Source organism: Desulfovibrio sp. 6_1_46AFAA (genome assembly GCF_000224635.1).
GTDB lineage: Bacteria > Desulfobacterota > Desulfovibrionia > Desulfovibrionales > Desulfovibrionaceae > Desulfovibrio > Desulfovibrio fairfieldensis.
Genome location: NZ_JH114301.1, coordinates 384,698 through 401,912, shown reverse-complemented (window position 1 = coordinate 401,912; position 17,215 = coordinate 384,698). Strand labels below are relative to the sequence as shown.

At 61.2% G+C, this 17,215-nt stretch carries 11 protein-coding genes and 1 tRNA gene; 3 read left to right on the top strand and 9 right to left on the bottom strand.

Annotated elements, in window-relative coordinates:
• Window position 1: 1 nt before the first annotated feature.
• The 6 genes from HMPREF1022_RS05240 to HMPREF1022_RS05215 form a co-directional block, all read right to left on the bottom strand.
• Window positions 2-853, bottom strand: coding sequence for a respiratory chain complex I subunit 1 family protein (locus tag HMPREF1022_RS05240; protein ID WP_009302215.1), 852 nt, complete (start codon window positions 851-853; stop codon window positions 2-4).
• Window positions 853-2,805 carry an NADH-quinone oxidoreductase subunit 5 family protein gene (locus tag HMPREF1022_RS05235; protein WP_009302214.1) on the bottom strand — a complete coding sequence of 651 codons (1,953 nt, stop codon included), beginning with the start codon at window positions 2,803-2,805 and terminating at the stop codon, window positions 853-855. Before HMPREF1022_RS05235 ends, HMPREF1022_RS05240 begins: the two co-directional genes overlap by 1 nt.
• Before the next feature lie 678 nt (window positions 2,806-3,483).
• Window positions 3,484-5,793: a hybrid sensor histidine kinase/response regulator gene (locus HMPREF1022_RS05230; protein WP_035060669.1), complete on the bottom strand. Its 2,310-nt coding sequence runs from the start codon at window positions 5,791-5,793 to the stop codon at window positions 3,484-3,486.
• Window positions 5,794-5,886: 93 nt separating this feature from the next.
• On the bottom strand, window positions 5,887-6,909 hold the full coding sequence (argF, locus tag HMPREF1022_RS05225) for an ornithine carbamoyltransferase (protein WP_008685119.1): 1,023 nt from the start codon (window positions 6,907-6,909) through the stop codon (window positions 5,887-5,889).
• A gap of 113 nt (window positions 6,910-7,022) precedes the next feature.
• Window positions 7,023-7,571 carry an N-acetyltransferase gene (locus HMPREF1022_RS05220; protein ID WP_008685120.1) on the bottom strand — a complete coding sequence of 183 codons (549 nt, stop codon included), beginning with the start codon at window positions 7,569-7,571 and terminating at the stop codon, window positions 7,023-7,025.
• Window positions 7,572-7,830: 259 nt separating this feature from the next.
• Window positions 7,831-10,098, bottom strand: a complete 2,268-nt coding sequence (locus HMPREF1022_RS05215; RefSeq protein WP_009302212.1) for a bifunctional diguanylate cyclase/phosphodiesterase — start codon at window positions 10,096-10,098, stop codon at window positions 7,831-7,833.
• 165 nt (window positions 10,099-10,263) lie between these two features.
• Between HMPREF1022_RS05215 and HMPREF1022_RS05210 the strand changes: the two genes are divergently transcribed.
• Both HMPREF1022_RS05210 and HMPREF1022_RS05205 read left to right on the top strand, forming a co-directional pair.
• Window positions 10,264-11,694 (top strand): histidine-type phosphatase, encoded by a 1,431-nt coding sequence (locus HMPREF1022_RS05210; RefSeq protein WP_009302211.1) that lies wholly within the window; start codon window positions 10,264-10,266, stop codon window positions 11,692-11,694.
• Window positions 11,695-12,210: 516 nt separating this feature from the next.
• Window positions 12,211-13,323: a pyridoxal-phosphate-dependent aminotransferase family protein gene (locus HMPREF1022_RS05205; RefSeq protein ID WP_009302210.1), complete on the top strand. Its 1,113-nt coding sequence runs from the start codon at window positions 12,211-12,213 to the stop codon at window positions 13,321-13,323.
• Window positions 13,324-13,412: 89 nt separating this feature from the next.
• Here the strand turns inward: HMPREF1022_RS05205 and HMPREF1022_RS05200 are convergent, their stop codons facing one another.
• From HMPREF1022_RS05200 to HMPREF1022_RS05185, 3 genes are all read right to left on the bottom strand, one after another.
• Complete coding sequence (locus HMPREF1022_RS05200; RefSeq protein ID WP_009302209.1) at window positions 13,413-14,429, bottom strand: alpha-hydroxy-acid oxidizing protein; 1,017 nt, start codon at window positions 14,427-14,429, stop codon at window positions 13,413-13,415.
• A gap of 257 nt (window positions 14,430-14,686) precedes the next feature.
• Window positions 14,687-14,878: a sunset domain-containing protein gene (locus tag HMPREF1022_RS19160; protein WP_232221566.1), complete on the bottom strand. Its 192-nt coding sequence runs from the start codon at window positions 14,876-14,878 to the stop codon at window positions 14,687-14,689.
• Window positions 14,879-15,524: 646 nt separating this feature from the next.
• A tRNA-Arg gene (locus HMPREF1022_RS05185) sits at window positions 15,525-15,601 on the bottom strand.
• A 157-nt stretch (window positions 15,602-15,758) separates the two neighbouring features.
• On the opposite strand from HMPREF1022_RS05185, the gene HMPREF1022_RS05180 reads away from it, so the two are divergent.
• Window positions 15,759-17,183, top strand: coding sequence for an amino acid permease (locus HMPREF1022_RS05180; RefSeq protein ID WP_035060660.1), 1,425 nt, complete (start codon window positions 15,759-15,761; stop codon window positions 17,181-17,183).
• Window positions 17,184-17,215 lie beyond the last annotated feature (32 nt).

The following is a 17,215-nucleotide window of genomic DNA, read 5'->3' as shown; positions in this document are numbered from 1 at the left end:
CTTAGGCCACGTAGAGCCACAAAAGGTTCACCAGCGCGAGCCCCATGCCCACCAGCAGCGATTGCTTCTGCACCATCCACTGCCAGGTCAGGCGGGCGGTAATGTTGTCGATGAGGATTTCCGTAAACAGCGAGGCGGCCACCAGGATGGCCATGCCGATGACGCTGGTGTGCCAGAACACGGCGCAGAGCCCGAGAATCAGCACCAGGTCCAGCCAGTGGCCGATTTCAATCAGGGCCAGGAAGGGACCGGAGTATTCGGTCTGCACGCCGCGCACCAGTTCCTGATGGCCGTGGTGACCGGCGGAAAGGTCAAAGGGCGATTTGCGCAGCTTGATGGTCAGGGCATACCCCAGCGCCAGGAACAGCAGGGGCATTTTCAGCAGCAGGGGCGAATCCAGCTTGAAGACATCCGAAAGCATGAACGAACCCGTGCACATGGCAAAGCCCACGAAGACCATGATCAGAATGGGTTCGTAGGCCAGCATCAGCAGCAGTTCGCGCTGCGCGCCCACCTGACTGTAGGGCGAGGGCACGCAGATGGCGCCCACCACCTGAAAGACCGCACCCACGGTGAGCACGAAAAAGAGCAGCAGCAGATCCCCGCCCATAAAGAAGATGAACAGGGCCAGCGCCGAGGAAAGCAGATAGATGTAGGCGCTGAATACCAGCCAGGCGTTGGTCACCCTGGCTTGTTTGCCGAACAGTTTGAGCACGTCGTAAAAGGGCTGGAGCAGCGGCGGTCCCTGGCGCGACTGCAGACGCGCCGTGATGCGGCGGTCCACCCCGCTGAGCAGGCCGCCCGCAAAGGGGGCCAGTATCAATCCGCCGATGGCGCCGAAGATGGTGAGCATCACAGCAGACCTCCTACCAAGACGATCAGAAAGGCCGTGGAAATAATGTCGATGGCGCGGGTAATCTTGCCCTCGCCCACGTACTGGGCCAGATAGTAGTTGGCGGCGCGGGCCGGTTCAAAGACGTTCATGGGCCCCCTGAAGCCCACTTCGCCGTTGCGTTCCTCCGCCAGACCGGAGAAGTACGGCAGGCTGTGCGCGTCTTCAGGCACCTTCTTGGCCGCCCGCCAGGCCAGCCATGCGCCACCTGCCAGCAAAATGAAGAGCAGATAGAGCCAGGCCATGCCTTCCGCGCCGGTAATGCCCGCGCCGGGGATGAAGCCCTGGAGGTTAAGGCGGGCGTACAGGCCGGTGACCGAGGGAGCCACGAAGGTCTTCAGCACCAGAGGCGAGATGAAGGAAAAGAGCAGCGCCAGGCCGCAGAGCGCGCAAAGGGCGAAAAAGACCGACGCGCGCGGATTGCCCTTGGCGGGGTGCTCGTGCAGGTTGGCTGAGGAAACCAGGATGCCGGCCCAGCGCGCCCAGAACAGCACAGTGAAGGCCGAGCCCAGGGCGATGAAGAAAATGATCGGAGTCATGGCCTGGGTGGCCCTGGCAATGGCCTCAATGGCCATCCACTTGCCGATGAGCATGCCGAAGGGCGGCAACATCATGGTAAAAATGCCGATGGCCGTGATGATGGCCGTGCGCGGCATGACGCTGTACAGGCCGCGCATGTCCTCGATGTCGCGCGAGCCGATGCGCTGCTCAATGGCGCCCACGCACATGAACAACAGGCCCTTGGACACCGAATGGTAAATGATGATCATGGTGGCCGCGACCATGGAGGCCGGGGTGTTGATGCCCACGCAGGCGATGATCAGGCCCAGATTGGATATGGTGGAATAGGCCAGGATTTTCTTGGCGTTGCTCTGGCTGACCGCCAGCATGCAGGTACCCACAAAGGTGAACGCCCCGAACAGGGCCACGATGGTGGACATGGTGGTGCCGGCGAAGGCCGGAGCCATACGCAGCAGCAGATAGGTGCCCGCCTTGACCATGGTGGCCGAGTGCAGCAGGGCCGACACCGGCGTGGGCGCGACCATGGCCCCGCACAACCAGCTCTCAAAGGGCACTTGGGCCGACTTGGTGAAGGCCGCCAGGCAGAGGAAGGCAAAGGGCAGCAGCATGGCCGTGCTCTTCACGTCCAGAGCCACCATCTTCTGCAGCACCAGTTCCGTGGAAAGCGTGCCCAGGCTCTTCTGAATGAAAAGCATGGCCGACACAAAGGCCAGGCCGCCCAGCACGTTCATCCACAAGGCCCGGTAGGCGTTGGCCTCGGCCTCCTTGGTGCGGTCGTGGCCGATGAGCCAGAAGGAACAGAGCGTGGTCATCTCCCAGAAAAAGAACATCCAGGAGAGGTTGTTGCAGAGCACCAGACCGTTCATGGCCCCCAGGAAGCAGAAAATGATGGCGAAAAAGCGCGGCTGCCGCGAGGTGCGCAGATGCAGATGCTCTTCGTGGATATCCATGTAACCCAGGCCGTAAATGGTGATCAGCCCGCCCACCACGGAGATGATGATCACCATGATCAGGGACAGGCCGTCGGGCGCGAAGGCGGTAACCGGCGCGCCGTGGTCCATGAGCACGGCCTTGAGGTAGATCAGGCCTACCAGCTGCAGGGCGGTCATGCCCATGACCAGGCGGCTGCCCAACTTCCAGCCCAGGGCCAGGATGTAGAGCAGCAGGATGAAGTCGAGCAGGGTCAGCACATTGTCCAGGGGCAGGCCGAAGAGTTCATGCGCCTCCAGATGGAACGCGCCATGGGCTCCCAGCCCCACCGCCGCAAGCGCCATGACGGTCACGGCCGCGGGCACCAGCAGTTTTCGGATTGCGCCGCTGCGGACATAGTACAACACTATGCCGATGATAAACGGCAAGACCACACAGCAAAAAACAAGAATATCGAGCATATCCACCTCACCGGACGTGAGTTGTGAAAAACTTCACCGATAACGCATCGTAACACAAAAGGGAAAAATGTGTCCTCCTTACACGTCATAAAGCGAATAACTTTTTTATTCCTATCAGTGCAGACGAGTTGCGTCAATGCTGCTTCCGGACTTTTGCTCATTGAGCAAGCGATGAATTTGAGATGAAAATCACATTCTCCCCATGAGGACACTTTCCGGGCTGATGGAACCGACAGGGGGTGGGCGCGGCCACGACCTGTTCCTGATTTTTGGTCGCGTAGACAACGTCAACACGCCGAGGCGCGCCCAGCTCAAGCTGGGCGCGCCTCTTCACAATCCTTACAGTCAGAACGAAAGCTGTTGCCGGACGGCCCCCGTTCCCATTATTGGCAAAGAGGGTGCGTCCCGAGATGGATTTTCGTATTATATCAAGGAGAAAGAGCCTGTTGGCGCTGCTGCCTTTGCGGCAGCCGTTGACCGAAGGCCTTGCCTTAGCCATAGGCGACAAAGGAGCTGCACGGATAAAGCTCCTGCGTCACAACGCTTGAAGCATCCGTAATGCTCATTCCTCGCATGACGATTGACGCGCGGAGGAAGTGTACTCTTCCGGTACTCAACCGGAATAAAGGGCAAATTTCAACGCAGAGCTGACAGAAGAGACACGCATGGCGCCCCCCTCTAGAGAAGCCAGCGCCTCACGGCCTGGTAGAGCTGCTCCGCGGCCACGGGTTTGGAAATGTGCTCATTCATGCCGTATCTCCGGGCCAGCAGCGCGTCTTCCGGAAAAGCGTCGGCCGTCAGGGCGAGAATGGGAACCCGGCGCGCGTCGGCCCGGTCCCGGGCGCGGATGGCCGCGGCGGCCTCATAGCCGTTGAGCCGGGGCATCTGAATGTCCATCAAAATCAGATCATAGGTGTCCGGCGCCGAAGCGCAGAACATCTCCAGCGCACGCCGGCCGTCCTCCGCCGCATCCACCGAGGCTCCCTTCATTTCAAGCAGGCCGACCACGATTTCCCGATTGATCTCGTTATCTTCCGCCAGCAGGATGCGCTTGTCCGCCAGGTCCACATTCGGCGCTGACAGCGCGCTTTCGGGCAGCTCCGCGGCGCCGGGCAGGAGAGTGCGGCGCAGTGTGGAACGGAACAACGGCCTGTCGAGGAAAGCGTCCACGCCGTCGCGCAGGGAATCGCCGTCCGTGTACAGGGCCTCACGGACAAGGATGACGCGCAACGGCTGTTCCCCGCAAAGCGCGCGGAGAGCTTGGGGCGAGGCCGCCTCGTCCCCGTCCGCCAGGCATTGGTCCAGAAGCGCGGCGGCAACATGCTCAGAGCGTGTCCGCGCGGCGCTGATTTGCTCGCGGGCTTCAACGGCGCTGTGAGCGGGCATGGCCCGCAGGCCCAGATCCTCCAGCAGGCGGCAGGCGCGCAGATTTTCCTCCTGATCCCCGACCAGCACCAGCACGGCCTGTTCACAGGCCGTCCCGGCCGCCGCGGCATTCTCCTCTGCCAGGCGCAACGGCAACGAGACAATGAAGCGGCTGCCTTCTTCCGGCCTGCTTTCCACCTTGATGCCGCCGCCCATCAGGCGCACAATGCTTCGGCTGATGACCAGGCCCAGGCCCGTGCCCTGTATTTTGCAGATACGGGGATCGTCCGCCCTTTTGAAGGGCTCGAAAAGATGTTTGACGAAATCCTCGGACATGCCGATGCCGTTGTCCGCGATGACGCATTCAAACAGGCCCACGTCGGTATTGAGCGAAGGAAGCTCGTCGATGCTGAAGGCAATGCTGCCGCCCGCCGGTGTATATTTCGCGGCATTGGACAACAGATTGGTGAACAGTTGCTGCAGGCGGCCGGAGTCCCCACGTACCCGTTCATGCGCAACATTTGCCCGCACTGTAAGAACATGCCCTTTCTCCTTCAACAGGGAGCCGCAGACATCCAGCACGTTGCGCACAAGTTCGGCCAGCTCCATATCCTCCGCCGCAAGGCGCATCTGGCCGCTCTCGATCTTGGACATGTCCAGCACTTCATTGATCAGGTTGAGCAAGTGCCTGCCGGAGGCCTGAATTTTTTTCAAACATTCTCCGGCACCGCGCGGATCGTCCAGCCGGGTTCCGGCGATATCGGCCATGCCGAGAATGGCGTTCAGGGGCGTGCGGATGTCATGGGACATCTGGGAAAGAAAGTCCGTCTTGGCCCGGTCGGCCGCTCGGGCGGCGCGGCAGGCATCTTCCAGGGCTTTCTGCTGGAGCTCCTGGCGGGCCCTGATCTCCGAGATGTCGATGCCCACGCTGTAAAAGGAAGGAATGCCGTCCGGGCTGGAAGCCGCGTCCTGATAGCTAAAGGTTGTGGTCAGGGTGCGCACCTCGCCCCCGCGCGTCACGATGCGCATTTCCGTAATATCCGTCCCGCCGCTTTCCTGCAGCCTGCCCATCAACGCCGTGACCCTGGCCAGATCGTCCGGATGCACGTACAGGCACTTGCTGTGCAAATCCTGCGCGAACTCTTCAGCCGTATAGCCGATCATTTCCAGAAAACGGGCCCCATACCAGAGAACCGTCCGCCCGTCCCTGGCATCCACCCTGGCAATGCCGCCGGGCAGGCTTTGCAGAATCGAATCCCGCTGACGCTCATGCCCGGCAATGGCCCGCCGGTAGCCGGAGACGTCCGTGGCGAACTCGATGCGGGCGTTCCGACCGTTCCAGCGGACCTTCCTGTCTTTCAACAGCAAGGTTCGCTGGAGGCACGGATTGTAAAATTCCCACTCATAAAAACCGGATTCATTCAGATACGTGTTGGTACAAAAGGGGCAGGGCGCATCCCGGCCCTGCAGAACCTCATAGCAGAGCGGACGACGGGACAGCGCATTTTCATCCACATGAAAGAGCTCGCAACCGGCCTTATTCATATAGAGCAGCTCATGGCTGTCCATGTCGCTGACATAGACTATGCCGTCATACTCTTCCAGCATCCAGCTCAGATCCATCCCATACCCCGTTGCTCCAGTACCATACACCACGCAACACTTTGTTTCAGGTGGCAAGATCGCCTCGCCGCCGCGCCGGGCTCGCGCCCGGCCTTATTCTTTCTCGAAGGACAACGGCTCTTCAGCCAGCGTGGCCACCATCACGGCCTTGATGGTATGCATCCGGTTTTCCGCCTCTTCAAAGGCCAGATTACGGGGGGATTCAAAAACGGCGTCGTCCACTTCCATGCATTCAATGCCGAAACGCCGGTAGATGTCCTCGCCCACCGTGGTCTCGCGATTGTGGAAAGCCGGCAGGCAATGCAGAAATTTGCAGTCCGGATTGCCCGTCTTGTCCATGACGGCCATGTCCACGCGGTAGGGGATGAGCAGCTTGATGCGCTCTTTCCAGACCTCGTCGGGCTCCCCCATGGAGACCCAGACGTCGGTATAAAGGAAATCGCAGCCTTTGACGCCCTCTTCCACGCTTTCGGTACGCGTGATTCTGGCCCCGGTGCTCCGGGCGATATGCTGCGCCATTTCAAAAACCTCGTCCGAGGTCCAGAGCCCCTTGGGGGCCACGGAACGGAAATCCACGCCCAGCATGGCCGAGCCGATCATCAGGGAATTGCCCATATTGTAACGGGCGTCGCCCAGATATGCCAGGCTCTGCCGGGTAAGGGGCTTGGGGCAGCATTCGCGCATGGTCAGCATGTCGGCCAGCAACTGGGTGGGGTGCCATTCATTGGTCAGGCCGTTCCAGACCGGCACGGAGGCGTATTCGGCCAGAGCTTCCACGCGGCTCTGCTCATAGCCCCGGTATTCGATGCCGTCAAAAAAACGTGACAGCACGCGGGCCGTGTCGGCCAGAGATTCCTTTTTGCCCATCTGCGAGCCGGACGGCCCCAGATAGGTGACGTGCGCGCCCTGATCATGGGCGGCCACCTCAAAGGAGCAGCGGGTACGCGTGGAATCCTTTTCAAAAAGGATCACGATGTTTTTGTCCCGCATGAATTTGGGCTCGCGGCGGGCCTTTTTGGCCGCTTTGAGTTCAGCCGCCAGATTCAGAAGATAGGTCAGATCTTCCGGGGTGAAGTCGATTTCCTTCAGAAAATCCCTCTGCTCCAGTCTGTTCATGCTCTGCTCCGGCCCATACGGGCGTGGGAATTAGGGTGAAAAACGAAAGCGGGGGCAGAGCCCCCGGCGGCATGCGAACAAAGCGTCCCCGGCGCGCCGGGCGCCCGTGACCGTCAAAGCGTGCGGATCATGCCGATTTCGTCACATCGGTAAAATTTCGGGCACTTGCTGCACTCCACCCAGACCACAGGGGGCAGGCTTTCCCGTTGAAATTCCTGGAAGCCGCAATTGCTGAAGAAAGATTCGGCCAGGGTGAACACAAAGACCCTGGGAATGCCCAGACGGCGGCAACGCTCCACCAGCGCGTCCACCAGCCGCCTGCCCAGGCCCTGGTTCTGGCAGGCCTGATGCACGGCAATGGAGCGGATTTCCGCCAGATCCTCCCAGAGCACGTGCAGGGAACCGCAGGCCACCACGGTTTCCCGCCCGTCGTCCGACGCCGGGGCCGTTGCCACCATATAGTCCTGGATATGCTGGTACAGATATTGCGGCCCCCGCGCCAACATGACGTTGGAGGAGGCATACTGGTTGATCAGGGCCGACATGCCGTGCACGTCTCCCACCCGGGCGCAACGGATTTCCAGCGCGGACGCGTCGCTGATGCGCACGTCGGGGACAATGACGGTATCCCCGGCGTCAAAGCGCGGAATGGCTATAGGCATTACTGTTGTTACCTGTCGCTGTTTGCGGCCCGCCGCACGGCACGGCCGTGGCGGCGCGGCCCGTGTTGTTCGCCGCGTACTTAGGCACAGCCCTCATTAGAGCGCCTGCTGCAAAGCCGCCTTTTTCCGTACAGCGGCGTTGCAAAAAAGAAATTGACCTCGCGGTATGTTCAATACAGCTTCGCCCAGTTTTTTCTTTGCGCCTTGCTGTCCGAAAAAATTCAGCTTTTCGCGGACGGCGTTTTAATAAGGGCTGAGCCTAGTTCTGAGCCAAGGGCATGGCCCGGTCGCCCAGGCTGTCCAGCAGGGCTTCGAAGTCCGCTTCGGGCATGGGCCGGGCAAAGACATAGCCCTGCACCAGGTTGCAGCCTTTGGCCCGCAAAAATTCCACCTGTTCGGCGCTCTCCACCCCTTCGGCCACGGTACGGATGCTCAGTTGCTGCGCCATGGCAATGACATTGGAAACCACGATGCGCTCGCGCTTGAGATCCTGGCTTTTGCGCAAAAACAGCATATCCAGCTTGAGCACGTCAATGGGCAGCTCCTTGAGCACATTGAGCGAGGAAAAACCCGCGCCGAAATCATCCAGAGAGCAACGGAAGCCGCGTTTCTGCAATTCCAGCACCAGCTCCCGGAAGCGTTCGTCGAACAGGGCCAGGGATTCCGTGCACTCCAGCTCCAGCAGGTCGTCGGGAATAGCGTAGCGCTCTTTGATGTTACTGTAATACTGGAGGAAATCGTCCTGCATGATGCTCAGGCGCGAAACATTCACCGCGATGTTCAGCGGCTCCTTGCCGCTTCTGATACGCTGCTGCAGCCAGGCGCAGGCCTGGGAGAACATATAACGATCAAGCTGGACGATGAAGCCGTTGCGCTCGAAGAGCGGAATGAAGTCGCACGGCGGCACCAGACGGTCGCCGTCAAGCCAGCGCGCCAGCACTTCCGCGCCGTGGACGCAATTGCCGTTCTGGATGTCCACCTTGGGTTGGAAATAGAGCTTGAACTGACTCCCGCGCAGGGCGTTCTCCATCCGGCTCTCAATATCCAGCTGGCGCAGGGCCAGGCCGCGCATGTCCTCGGAGTAGAACACACACGTGTCGGAACGTCCTTCCTTGGCCACGCGCAGGGCGATATTGGCGCGGTTGAGCATGTCCATGAAAGAGAGCTCTCCGCTTCCGGCCGTATCCGTGCCGTAGACGCCCACATGCAGCACCAGGGGGAAGGCGCGTGAAAGCCGGGCCGCATCGTTTTCAATGCGTTTGCAGAGACGCTGGAATTCCTGGGAGAACTCCTCCCGGTCGCTCATGGGCCGGATGCCCGCGAACTTGTCCGCTGAGACCCGGCAGCAGAGGGACAAGGGGCCGTCGCAGGCCGCCAGCAATCCGGCGATGCGCACCAGCTCCCTGTCGCCCATCTCATAGCCGAACATCTCGTTGTAAAACTTGAAATTCTTGATGTCCGCGTACCAGACGGCGAAAACCTGATCCGGATTGTGCCGCACCAGGGATGAGGCGTCCATTTTGAGCCGATTGGCGTTACGCACCCCGGTCAGGGGGTCCACAAAGGCCAGGCGCTCAAGCTCGCCGCGATATCTGTTGCTGATGACGCGGACGCGCCAGAGCAGGAAGAAGGAAAGCAGCAGGGCCAGGCCGATGATCACGCAGATGCTGAACAGCAGCGCGTTGGGGGCCAGCGTCAGGGCCGCCGCGGGCACGGTGCAGAACAAAAACCAGTTGTTGGCGTCCAGAGGTTCGTACGCGGCGAAATACTTCTTGCCGTCCGCAATGTAGAAAAAGACGCCGCGCCGGTGGTCCCGCAAATTTTCCAGCACCTGTTCCCGCTTGGTGTCTTCCAGGGAGCCGAGGCGAAAAATATCCCCTTCCCGGCCGCCGATCACGGCCCCGCCGGAAGAGGCCCTCAGAACATACGCGCCGTTCCCGTCAACAAGCGACGACACGCCCTGATTGTCGAACAGGGAAATGCCGAGAATATTCAGAAAGATATCCGCCGCATTGACGGCCACAAGCACGCCGCTGACCCCGTTTTCACCATGTACGGGCACCGCGCAGTAGACCACCGCGCCGGGGCCGAGGGGATTCCGGCGCACCCCGGAAAGCGCGGCCTCGCCCGCGAGGGCCTTCTGGAAAAAAGGCTCGCCGGCCAGATTCACATTCCGGTGCAGGTCCCCGCTGATGTCCACAAGGTCCACACTGCCGTCGGGCTTGGCCAAGCCCATGCGCAAAAAGGCGTTATTGTCGTTGACTTCCTTCAGGACGGGAAGGACTTCTTTTTCCGGCACATGGCCGATGCTGACGGCCACGCCTCGCAACGTCTGGAAATCCAACGCGATCTGGCGCTGAAACAGGGTGCGCAGCTGATTGACGGTATCATACAGATACAGCGCATTTTCCCGCTCATTCTGCAAACTGACCTGACGCAACAGAATCAGACCGCAGACGAGGAAAATTCCGCCGATCAGAAAACCCATCGCGTAGGTGCGTTTGATTTGTTCGGAACTGCTGAGCACTGCTTCTCACCCGAAAAATACGTTTTCTAAACAATTAGCGTAGCTTTTTTCCATGAACATCTCAAGCCCACAGGGCCGCCTTTTCCAAAGGCAGCCAAAATGCCGTTGCCGCCCGTGTGCTTTACGGCTATGCTGCGTGCAGCAGTCGCGGTAAGGAGGAACGGCATGCGCGCCCTGCATCTCTTTTTTTTCACCTTGGCCTGCGCCTTTTTTTTCAGTTCTCCGGCAGCCGAAGCCGTTGCGGACGGCGACTCCCGGCTGCTCAAAATAGTAGCCCTGTCCAGGCACGGCGTGCGTTCGCCCACCCAGGACATGAAAACCCTGTCCGTCTGGAGCGCCCGCCTCTGGCCGCACTGGCCGGTGGAGCGCGGACACCTGACGCCGCGCGGTGCGCGGCTGGTCACCGCCATGTGGGCGGATCTGCGCGGCGTGCTGCTCAATCACGGCCTGCTGCCGGATGCGCTCTGCCCTCCACCGGGCGCGGTTTTCGTGCGCGCCGACACGGACCAGCGCACCAGGGCCACGGCACGGGCGCTGCTTGACGGCCTGGGTCCGGACTGCGCGCAGGGCTATGCCGTGGCCGACGCCGGGCCCGATCCCCTTTTCCATCCGGTCAAGGCCGGCCTGTTCGCCTTTGATCCCGCAGCCACGGCCACGGACGTTCTGAATACGACTGACGGCGGCCTGGAGCAGCTGCAGGAGGATTTCGCCGGTCCGCTGGCCCTCATCGACCAGCTGAGCGCGCCGCCTTCGCCCGAGCTGTGCAGCCGTTTCGGCCTGTCGCCGCAATGCCGTCTTTCCGATCTCCCCAATGCTGTGAGCGTCTCGCCGGAAGGCCGTAGTGTGGCCCTTGTCGGGGGCCTGGGCATTGCCTCCAGCCTGGCGGAGATCTTTCTGCTGGAGTACGGGCAATGGCCCGGCAGCGACGCCGGTTGGGGCCAGGTGGACGGCAAGACCTTGAGCCAGGTGCTGCCCGTGCACAGCCGCATTTTCGACGTGGTCAACCGCACGCCCCTGGTGGCCTGGGCGCGCGGCTCGTCCCTGCTCACGGAAATGACCGCCGCCCTGACGGGCGCGCATTATGACCAGCGCCTCAACGCGGCCTCCCTGGTGGTGTTTGTGGGGCACGACACCAATATTGCCAATTTGGGCGGCCTTCTGGGCGTCAACTGGCAGGCCGAAAGCTATCCCCCCAATGACATTCCCCCGGCGGGCGTCTTGTTTCTGGAACTCTGGGGCCGGGGGGACAAGCGGGAAGTGCGGGTGCGGTTTTACGCCCAGCCGCTGGAGGCGTTGCACGCGCCTTTTGACGGAGAATACTCGCCCCTTGCCGCCGCTCCGGCGTTGCGGAAGGACGCGGTCAGTCCTGCCCGGTCTCCGGACGCTCGGAGCGCCGCTCAGAACGAACCGGAAGCGTCGGCCGATCCGCGCCGACATGCGCCGGTGGCCGCACGGGTCAGCGCGCCGCCCGTGGTGGGCGAAGCCCGCTTTGAACTCAGCGACTTCACGCGCTTGGTACGCGACAAAACCGCAGGCGCGCCGCTGGCCCCGCAGCAGGTTCCCCGGCTGCATCTGGTCAGGGACGCTGCGGAATGATTCCGCTGAAAGGACGCCGTTTGCGCCGTCCTTTCGGACATGAAGCGACTGTAGTCTGAATCGGGCCTGCTTTTTCCCGGACTGGACAAGTGCTTGTTTTTGCCATAGGGTACTTTGCGCATCACAGTGTTGCCCGCGCTGTTTTTTATCCAGACAAATGTGAAAAAAATCACAGTAAAACAAAAATTCCGGTTGTTACAGGCAGATAGTTCCAGATTGTGCATTCAATGAATGTCAACGCCAACAAAGTAATGCCCCGGGTCACGTCGGCCGGACACTGCAACGCAGGATCGAAACAAAATCCGGTCAGAGCCCGAAACGCGTTTCTGAATACGCCGGAAGGGCACAGCGCGCCACCTATCCGCGCGCTGGACACGGTTTGATGCTGTTCCGTGATTTTCTTTGGATCCATACAGCGTTATAGAATTTTTATTGCGCCTCTATAAGTATTGCTACAGTATTTGGATGGGGATTTTGAACATCCGGTGCACGCCACCCATAAACCAGGAGCTTGAAATGACCACAGTTTTCGGAGAATTGGATCACGTTCTGCTGATGGCCCCCGGCCCCAGCCCGGTCGCCCCCAATGTGCTCAAGGCCATGAGCATCCCCACGCTGGGTCATCTTGATCCCGACTGCATCAAAGTCATGGACGCCATGCAGGATCAGCTGCGCGCCGTGTGCAAAACCAAGAATGCCGTGACCTTCCCCATTTCCGGCACCGGTTCCGCCGGCATGGAAGCCACCTTCGTCAACCTGGTGGAACGTGGCGACGACGTGCTGATCGTCAACAACGGCGTGTTCTGCTCGCGTATGGTGGAAGTGGCTACGCGCCTGGGCGCGCAGGTGGACGTGGTGGAGTGCCCCTGGGGCCAGCCCATTGACCCGGCCGCCGTCAAGGCCCGGCTGGACAAGAAGCATTACAAGATTCTGGCCGCCGTGCATGCCGAGACCTCCACCGGCATCAACAACCCCATCGCCGCCATCGGCGAACTGGTCAAGAACAGCGACACCCTCTATCTGGTGGACAGCGTGGCCGGTCTGGGCGGCGTGGACATGCGCGTGGACGAATGGGGCATCGACGCCTTCTACAGCGGCTCGCAGAAATGCCTCTCCGTGCCTCCCGGACTGGCTCCCGCCTCCTTCTCCGACGCGGCCATGGAAACCATTGCCAAACGCAAGACCAAGGTGCCCAACTGGTACATGGACGTTTCCCTGATCCGCAAGTACTGGGAAGGTTCGCCCCGCGTCTATCACCACACCGCGCCCATCAACATGTACTATGCCATGCATCAGGCCCTGGACAATCTGCTGACCGAAGGCCTGGACGCCTCCTTCGCGCGCCATGTGGCCATGCATCAGCGCCTGACCGACGGCTTGGCCAAGCTCGGCTTCACGCCCTACGTCAAGGAAGGCGGGGCCCCGCAGATCAACCTCTTCCTGCCGCCCGCCGGTGTGGACGCCAACACCCTGCGCGCCTGCCTGCGCAAGGAGCACAAGATCGAAGTGGCCGGCGGCCTCGGCGATCTGGCCGGCAAGGTCATCCGCGTGGGCGTCATGGGCGAGGGTGCGCGCGAGGAGCCCATCGACCGCCTGATCAACGCCATCAAGGCCTGCATCAACAAGTAACACACCCGTTTTTCGGCTGTACATAAAACGGCGGCGGCATCATGACGATGCCGCCGCCTTCCTTTTTCTCTGTTGAGGGCTTTCCTGGCTCAGGCCAGCAGATGCGGCCCGGCCTCCCGAACCGAGGCGCAGCCCGTGAGCAGCATGCTTTCCTCAAGCTGGCGCTGCATCCGGGTCAGCAACATCCGGACTCCCTCCTCCTCGCCGCCCATGGCCGCGATGATTGCAGGGCGTCCGATCAGCACGGCCGCCGCACCCAGGGCCAGCATCTTGAGCACATCCGCTCCGGCGCGCACGCCGCCGTCAACAAGCACTGTCATCCGGCGCACGCTTTGGGCGATGGCGGGCAACGCGGCGGCCGTGCCCGGCACGGCCTCAAAAGCGCGGCCGCCGTGATTGGAAACCACGATGGCGTCGCAGCCGCATTTCTCGGCGGCCAGGGCGTCTTCAACGCTGAGCACGCCCTTGAGCAGAAATTTCAAGCCCAGGGCATGGGCCTTTTCCACAATGGCGCTCAGTTCCGCGCGGCTTTTGGGCGATACCGGGCGCTTGCTCTTGGCCAGGGCGGTAATGGCGGCGGTGTCGATGTCCATGCCCACCACGCGGCAACCGGCCTGGGCCGCACGCTCCAGGCGCTCGAAAAAGGCCTCTCCGACCCAGGGTTTGATAACAGGGATACCCCAGCCTTCGGCAGCCTGAACGGCATTCAGCCCGCTGCCGAACACTTCGGACGTGCCGTCGCCGGTACAGGAAATGGTCCCGGCGGAACGGGCTCCTTCCGTGACCACCTGGGCAAAGCGCTCCTCGGGCAGCCCATTGCCCATATTGAAGGTCGTGCCCGCCAGCGGAGCAATCAGCACCGGCATGCTCAAGGAGAGCCCCAATACCTCGCAGGCGGTTTCCGGAGCGCGCACCTCATGAATCAGCCGCATTTTCAGACAGATTTTTTCCAGGGCGCTTACATTGGCGCGGAACGAAGCGCCAGTGCGGATGCCGCCCATGCCCGGCAGTTCACCGGCACAGGCCTTGCCGTCGCATTGGGGACAGACGCGGCAGGCCCCGTTCATGCGTTCTCGCGCCTGTCGGCGCAGAGTTTTCATATCCATGCGGACTTTCCTCCAGGGTTGCGGTGCGAGTGAAGCGGCCCGGGCCCGGGGGACTGACTCCGGCCGCTGCCGTGATCCGGCATGCCCGCTTGCGCGCGGCATGGGATTTTCTTTGCCATTCAGGCAGGTTGCTTGAAGGCGCTCCTGTTGTCAACGCCGCCGGAACGGTTTCACGGAGAAGAAAAAGCCCACGACCACAGACGCGGTTCACTGCCGCATCGTTCGGAACGCCGGGGCTTGCTGGAAAATCCGCCCAATCAGCCGCCGCAAACTCTGCAGGGCCGGTATCCGGCAGCCCGCGCGGCCCGGGCTGTCGCAAACACCGCCGTGCACCGTTTACAGAAGTAGTAACGGCAGGAACTGTTATGGTAAATCCGGCTCTGCACATTGCCGTGATACGGCCCGGCGGCAACGGCAGCCACAGCAAGGCCGGACAACAGCACGCACATGACCGCCCATACGCAGACCAAGCGGCGCAGACTCTGCATAATTTTCCCCACAAACATAGTGTTGTAATCCGCATAATAAAATATTTACTAATGCATAACAACTATTTCAATGGTCGGCAATAATAAAAGCGGAGTGCGCCATATCATGATACACTCCGTTGAAGAGTTGCAAGGGGTCAGCCAAGATGAGAATGAAGAGGAAGGCCGATCCGGCTTGGCGGATGTTTGACTTTTCCTTGACTGACGCGGGCCTACCGCTGTTCCGAGGCCCCGCAAGCGCCGTCACAAAGGTTTGAGAGCGGAAGGCCATTTTCAGGCCGTTTTGTCACGCAACTTCAGAACGAAAGAGGCCCCGGAAAGCGCCTAAAAGCCGTATGTGGAACCACGGCCCACGCGGCCATGCTGACAGGCCGGAAGCGTATCGGCGTGAACTGTCGGATTATGCGAAACTCAGCGCGCAAAGGCTTCTTGAGGCCGAATAATCAATATGCAATGAACGTGCCAATGCGTCAAAAACGCTTCGGCACGTTCTCAAGTTGCGTGACGGAAATTCTCATTTTACGTGACGGCTCACAGCGGGCACCAGATGGGCACCAAAAGAAAAAGCAGGATACATCCGAAATAGATGTAACCTGCTGTGATAACTTGGCGCGCCCAGGAGGAATCGAACCCCCGACCAAGAGCTTAGAAGGCTCCTGCTCTATCCATCTGAGCTATGAGCGCAGGACAAAACAACGGCATGGCCGTTGTTTTCGGGCCCACTATAGGGGCGGCGGTCCGCCGCGTCAAGACGCGGGCGCGGCTTGTTCCACGCGCCGATTGTCTGTACAGTCCCGGCACGTTAGGCCATAAAACAGCGCTTGACGGCAAGGAGGGCGGCGTGGAGCAGGATCAGAAGCGGGAGTCCGGCCGGAAACTGCAACGCGGGCTGAAAAACCGGCATATCCAGATGATCGCGCTGGGCGGGGCCATCGGCACCGGCCTGTTCTATGGTTCCGCCGCCTCCATTTCCCTGGCCGGGCCGTCCGTGCTGCTGGCCTATCTGCTGGGCGGAGCCGTGATCTGGCTGATCATGCGCATGATGGGCGAAATGGCCGTGGCCGAGCCCGTGAGCGGCGCATTCAGCCACTTCGCCTACACGTATTGGGGCGAATTCCCCGGCTTCCTCTCCGGCTGGAATTACTGGTTTCTCTATGTGGCCGTGAGCATGACCGAGCTCTCGGTAGTGGGCATCTACGTCAACTACTGGCTGCCGGATTTCCCGCAGTGGCTCACGGCCTTTCTGGTGCTGGCCGGGGTTACCGCCGTCAACCTGATTCAGGTAAAACTCTATGGCGAGCTGGAATTCTGGTTCGCCCTGATCAAGGTGGCGGCGGTTCTCGGCATGATCGGCCTGGGCGTGGCGCTGATCGTGCTGAACGCGGGCGGAGGCCCCGGTGGAGCGGACGCGCCGGGCTTTGCCAATCTCTGGCGGCACGGCGGTTTTTTCCCGCACGGCGTATGGGGCATGCTGCTCTCCCTGGTGCTGGTCATGTTTTCCTTCGGCGGCACGGAACTCATCGCGGTCACCGCCGGGGAGGCCGACAATCCGAAGAAAAGCCTGCCCAAAGCCATTCGTCTGGTGCTGCGCCGCATTCTGCTGTTCTACATCGGCGCGCTGGCAGTCATGATGATCATCTATCCCTGGAACAAGGTGGGCATGGACGGCAGTCCCTTTGTGCTGATCTTTTCCGGCCTGGGCATTCCGGCGGCGGCCGGAATTCTCAACCTTGTGGTGCTGTCCGCCGCCGTGTCGGTATACAACAGCGGCGCTTACAGCAATGCGCGCATGCTCTACAGTCTGGCCCTGCAGGGCAACGCCCCGGCCTTTTTCGCCAAACTCAACCGCCACGGCGCGCCCTACCGGGGCACGCTGTTTTCCTCGCTCTGCACGGCAATCATTGTGCTGCTCAACTGGCTTTTCCCCGGCAAGGTCTTTCTCTATGTGGTCTCCATCGCCACTGCCGCCGCCCTGCTGACCTGGGGCATGATCGCCCTCACCCATCTCCGCTTCCGCCGCATCCGCGACGCGCGCGCCTCCAGTGGCGACGGCGGGTTCCGCGCGCCGGGCTGCCCCTGGCTGAATTATGCCTGTCTGGCCTTCCTGGCGCTGGTGCTGGCACTGATGACCCAACTGGACGACACCCGCCCGGCGGTCCTGCTGCTGCCCCTCTGGCTGGGTGTGTTGTATACGGGCTTCCGGCTGAAAAAAACGCGCGAAAAGCGCCGGGATGCTGCGCGGGACGCCGAGGCCCGGCCCCGCTGACAGACGGGTCGCTTTCAGGTAATGTGACGGCC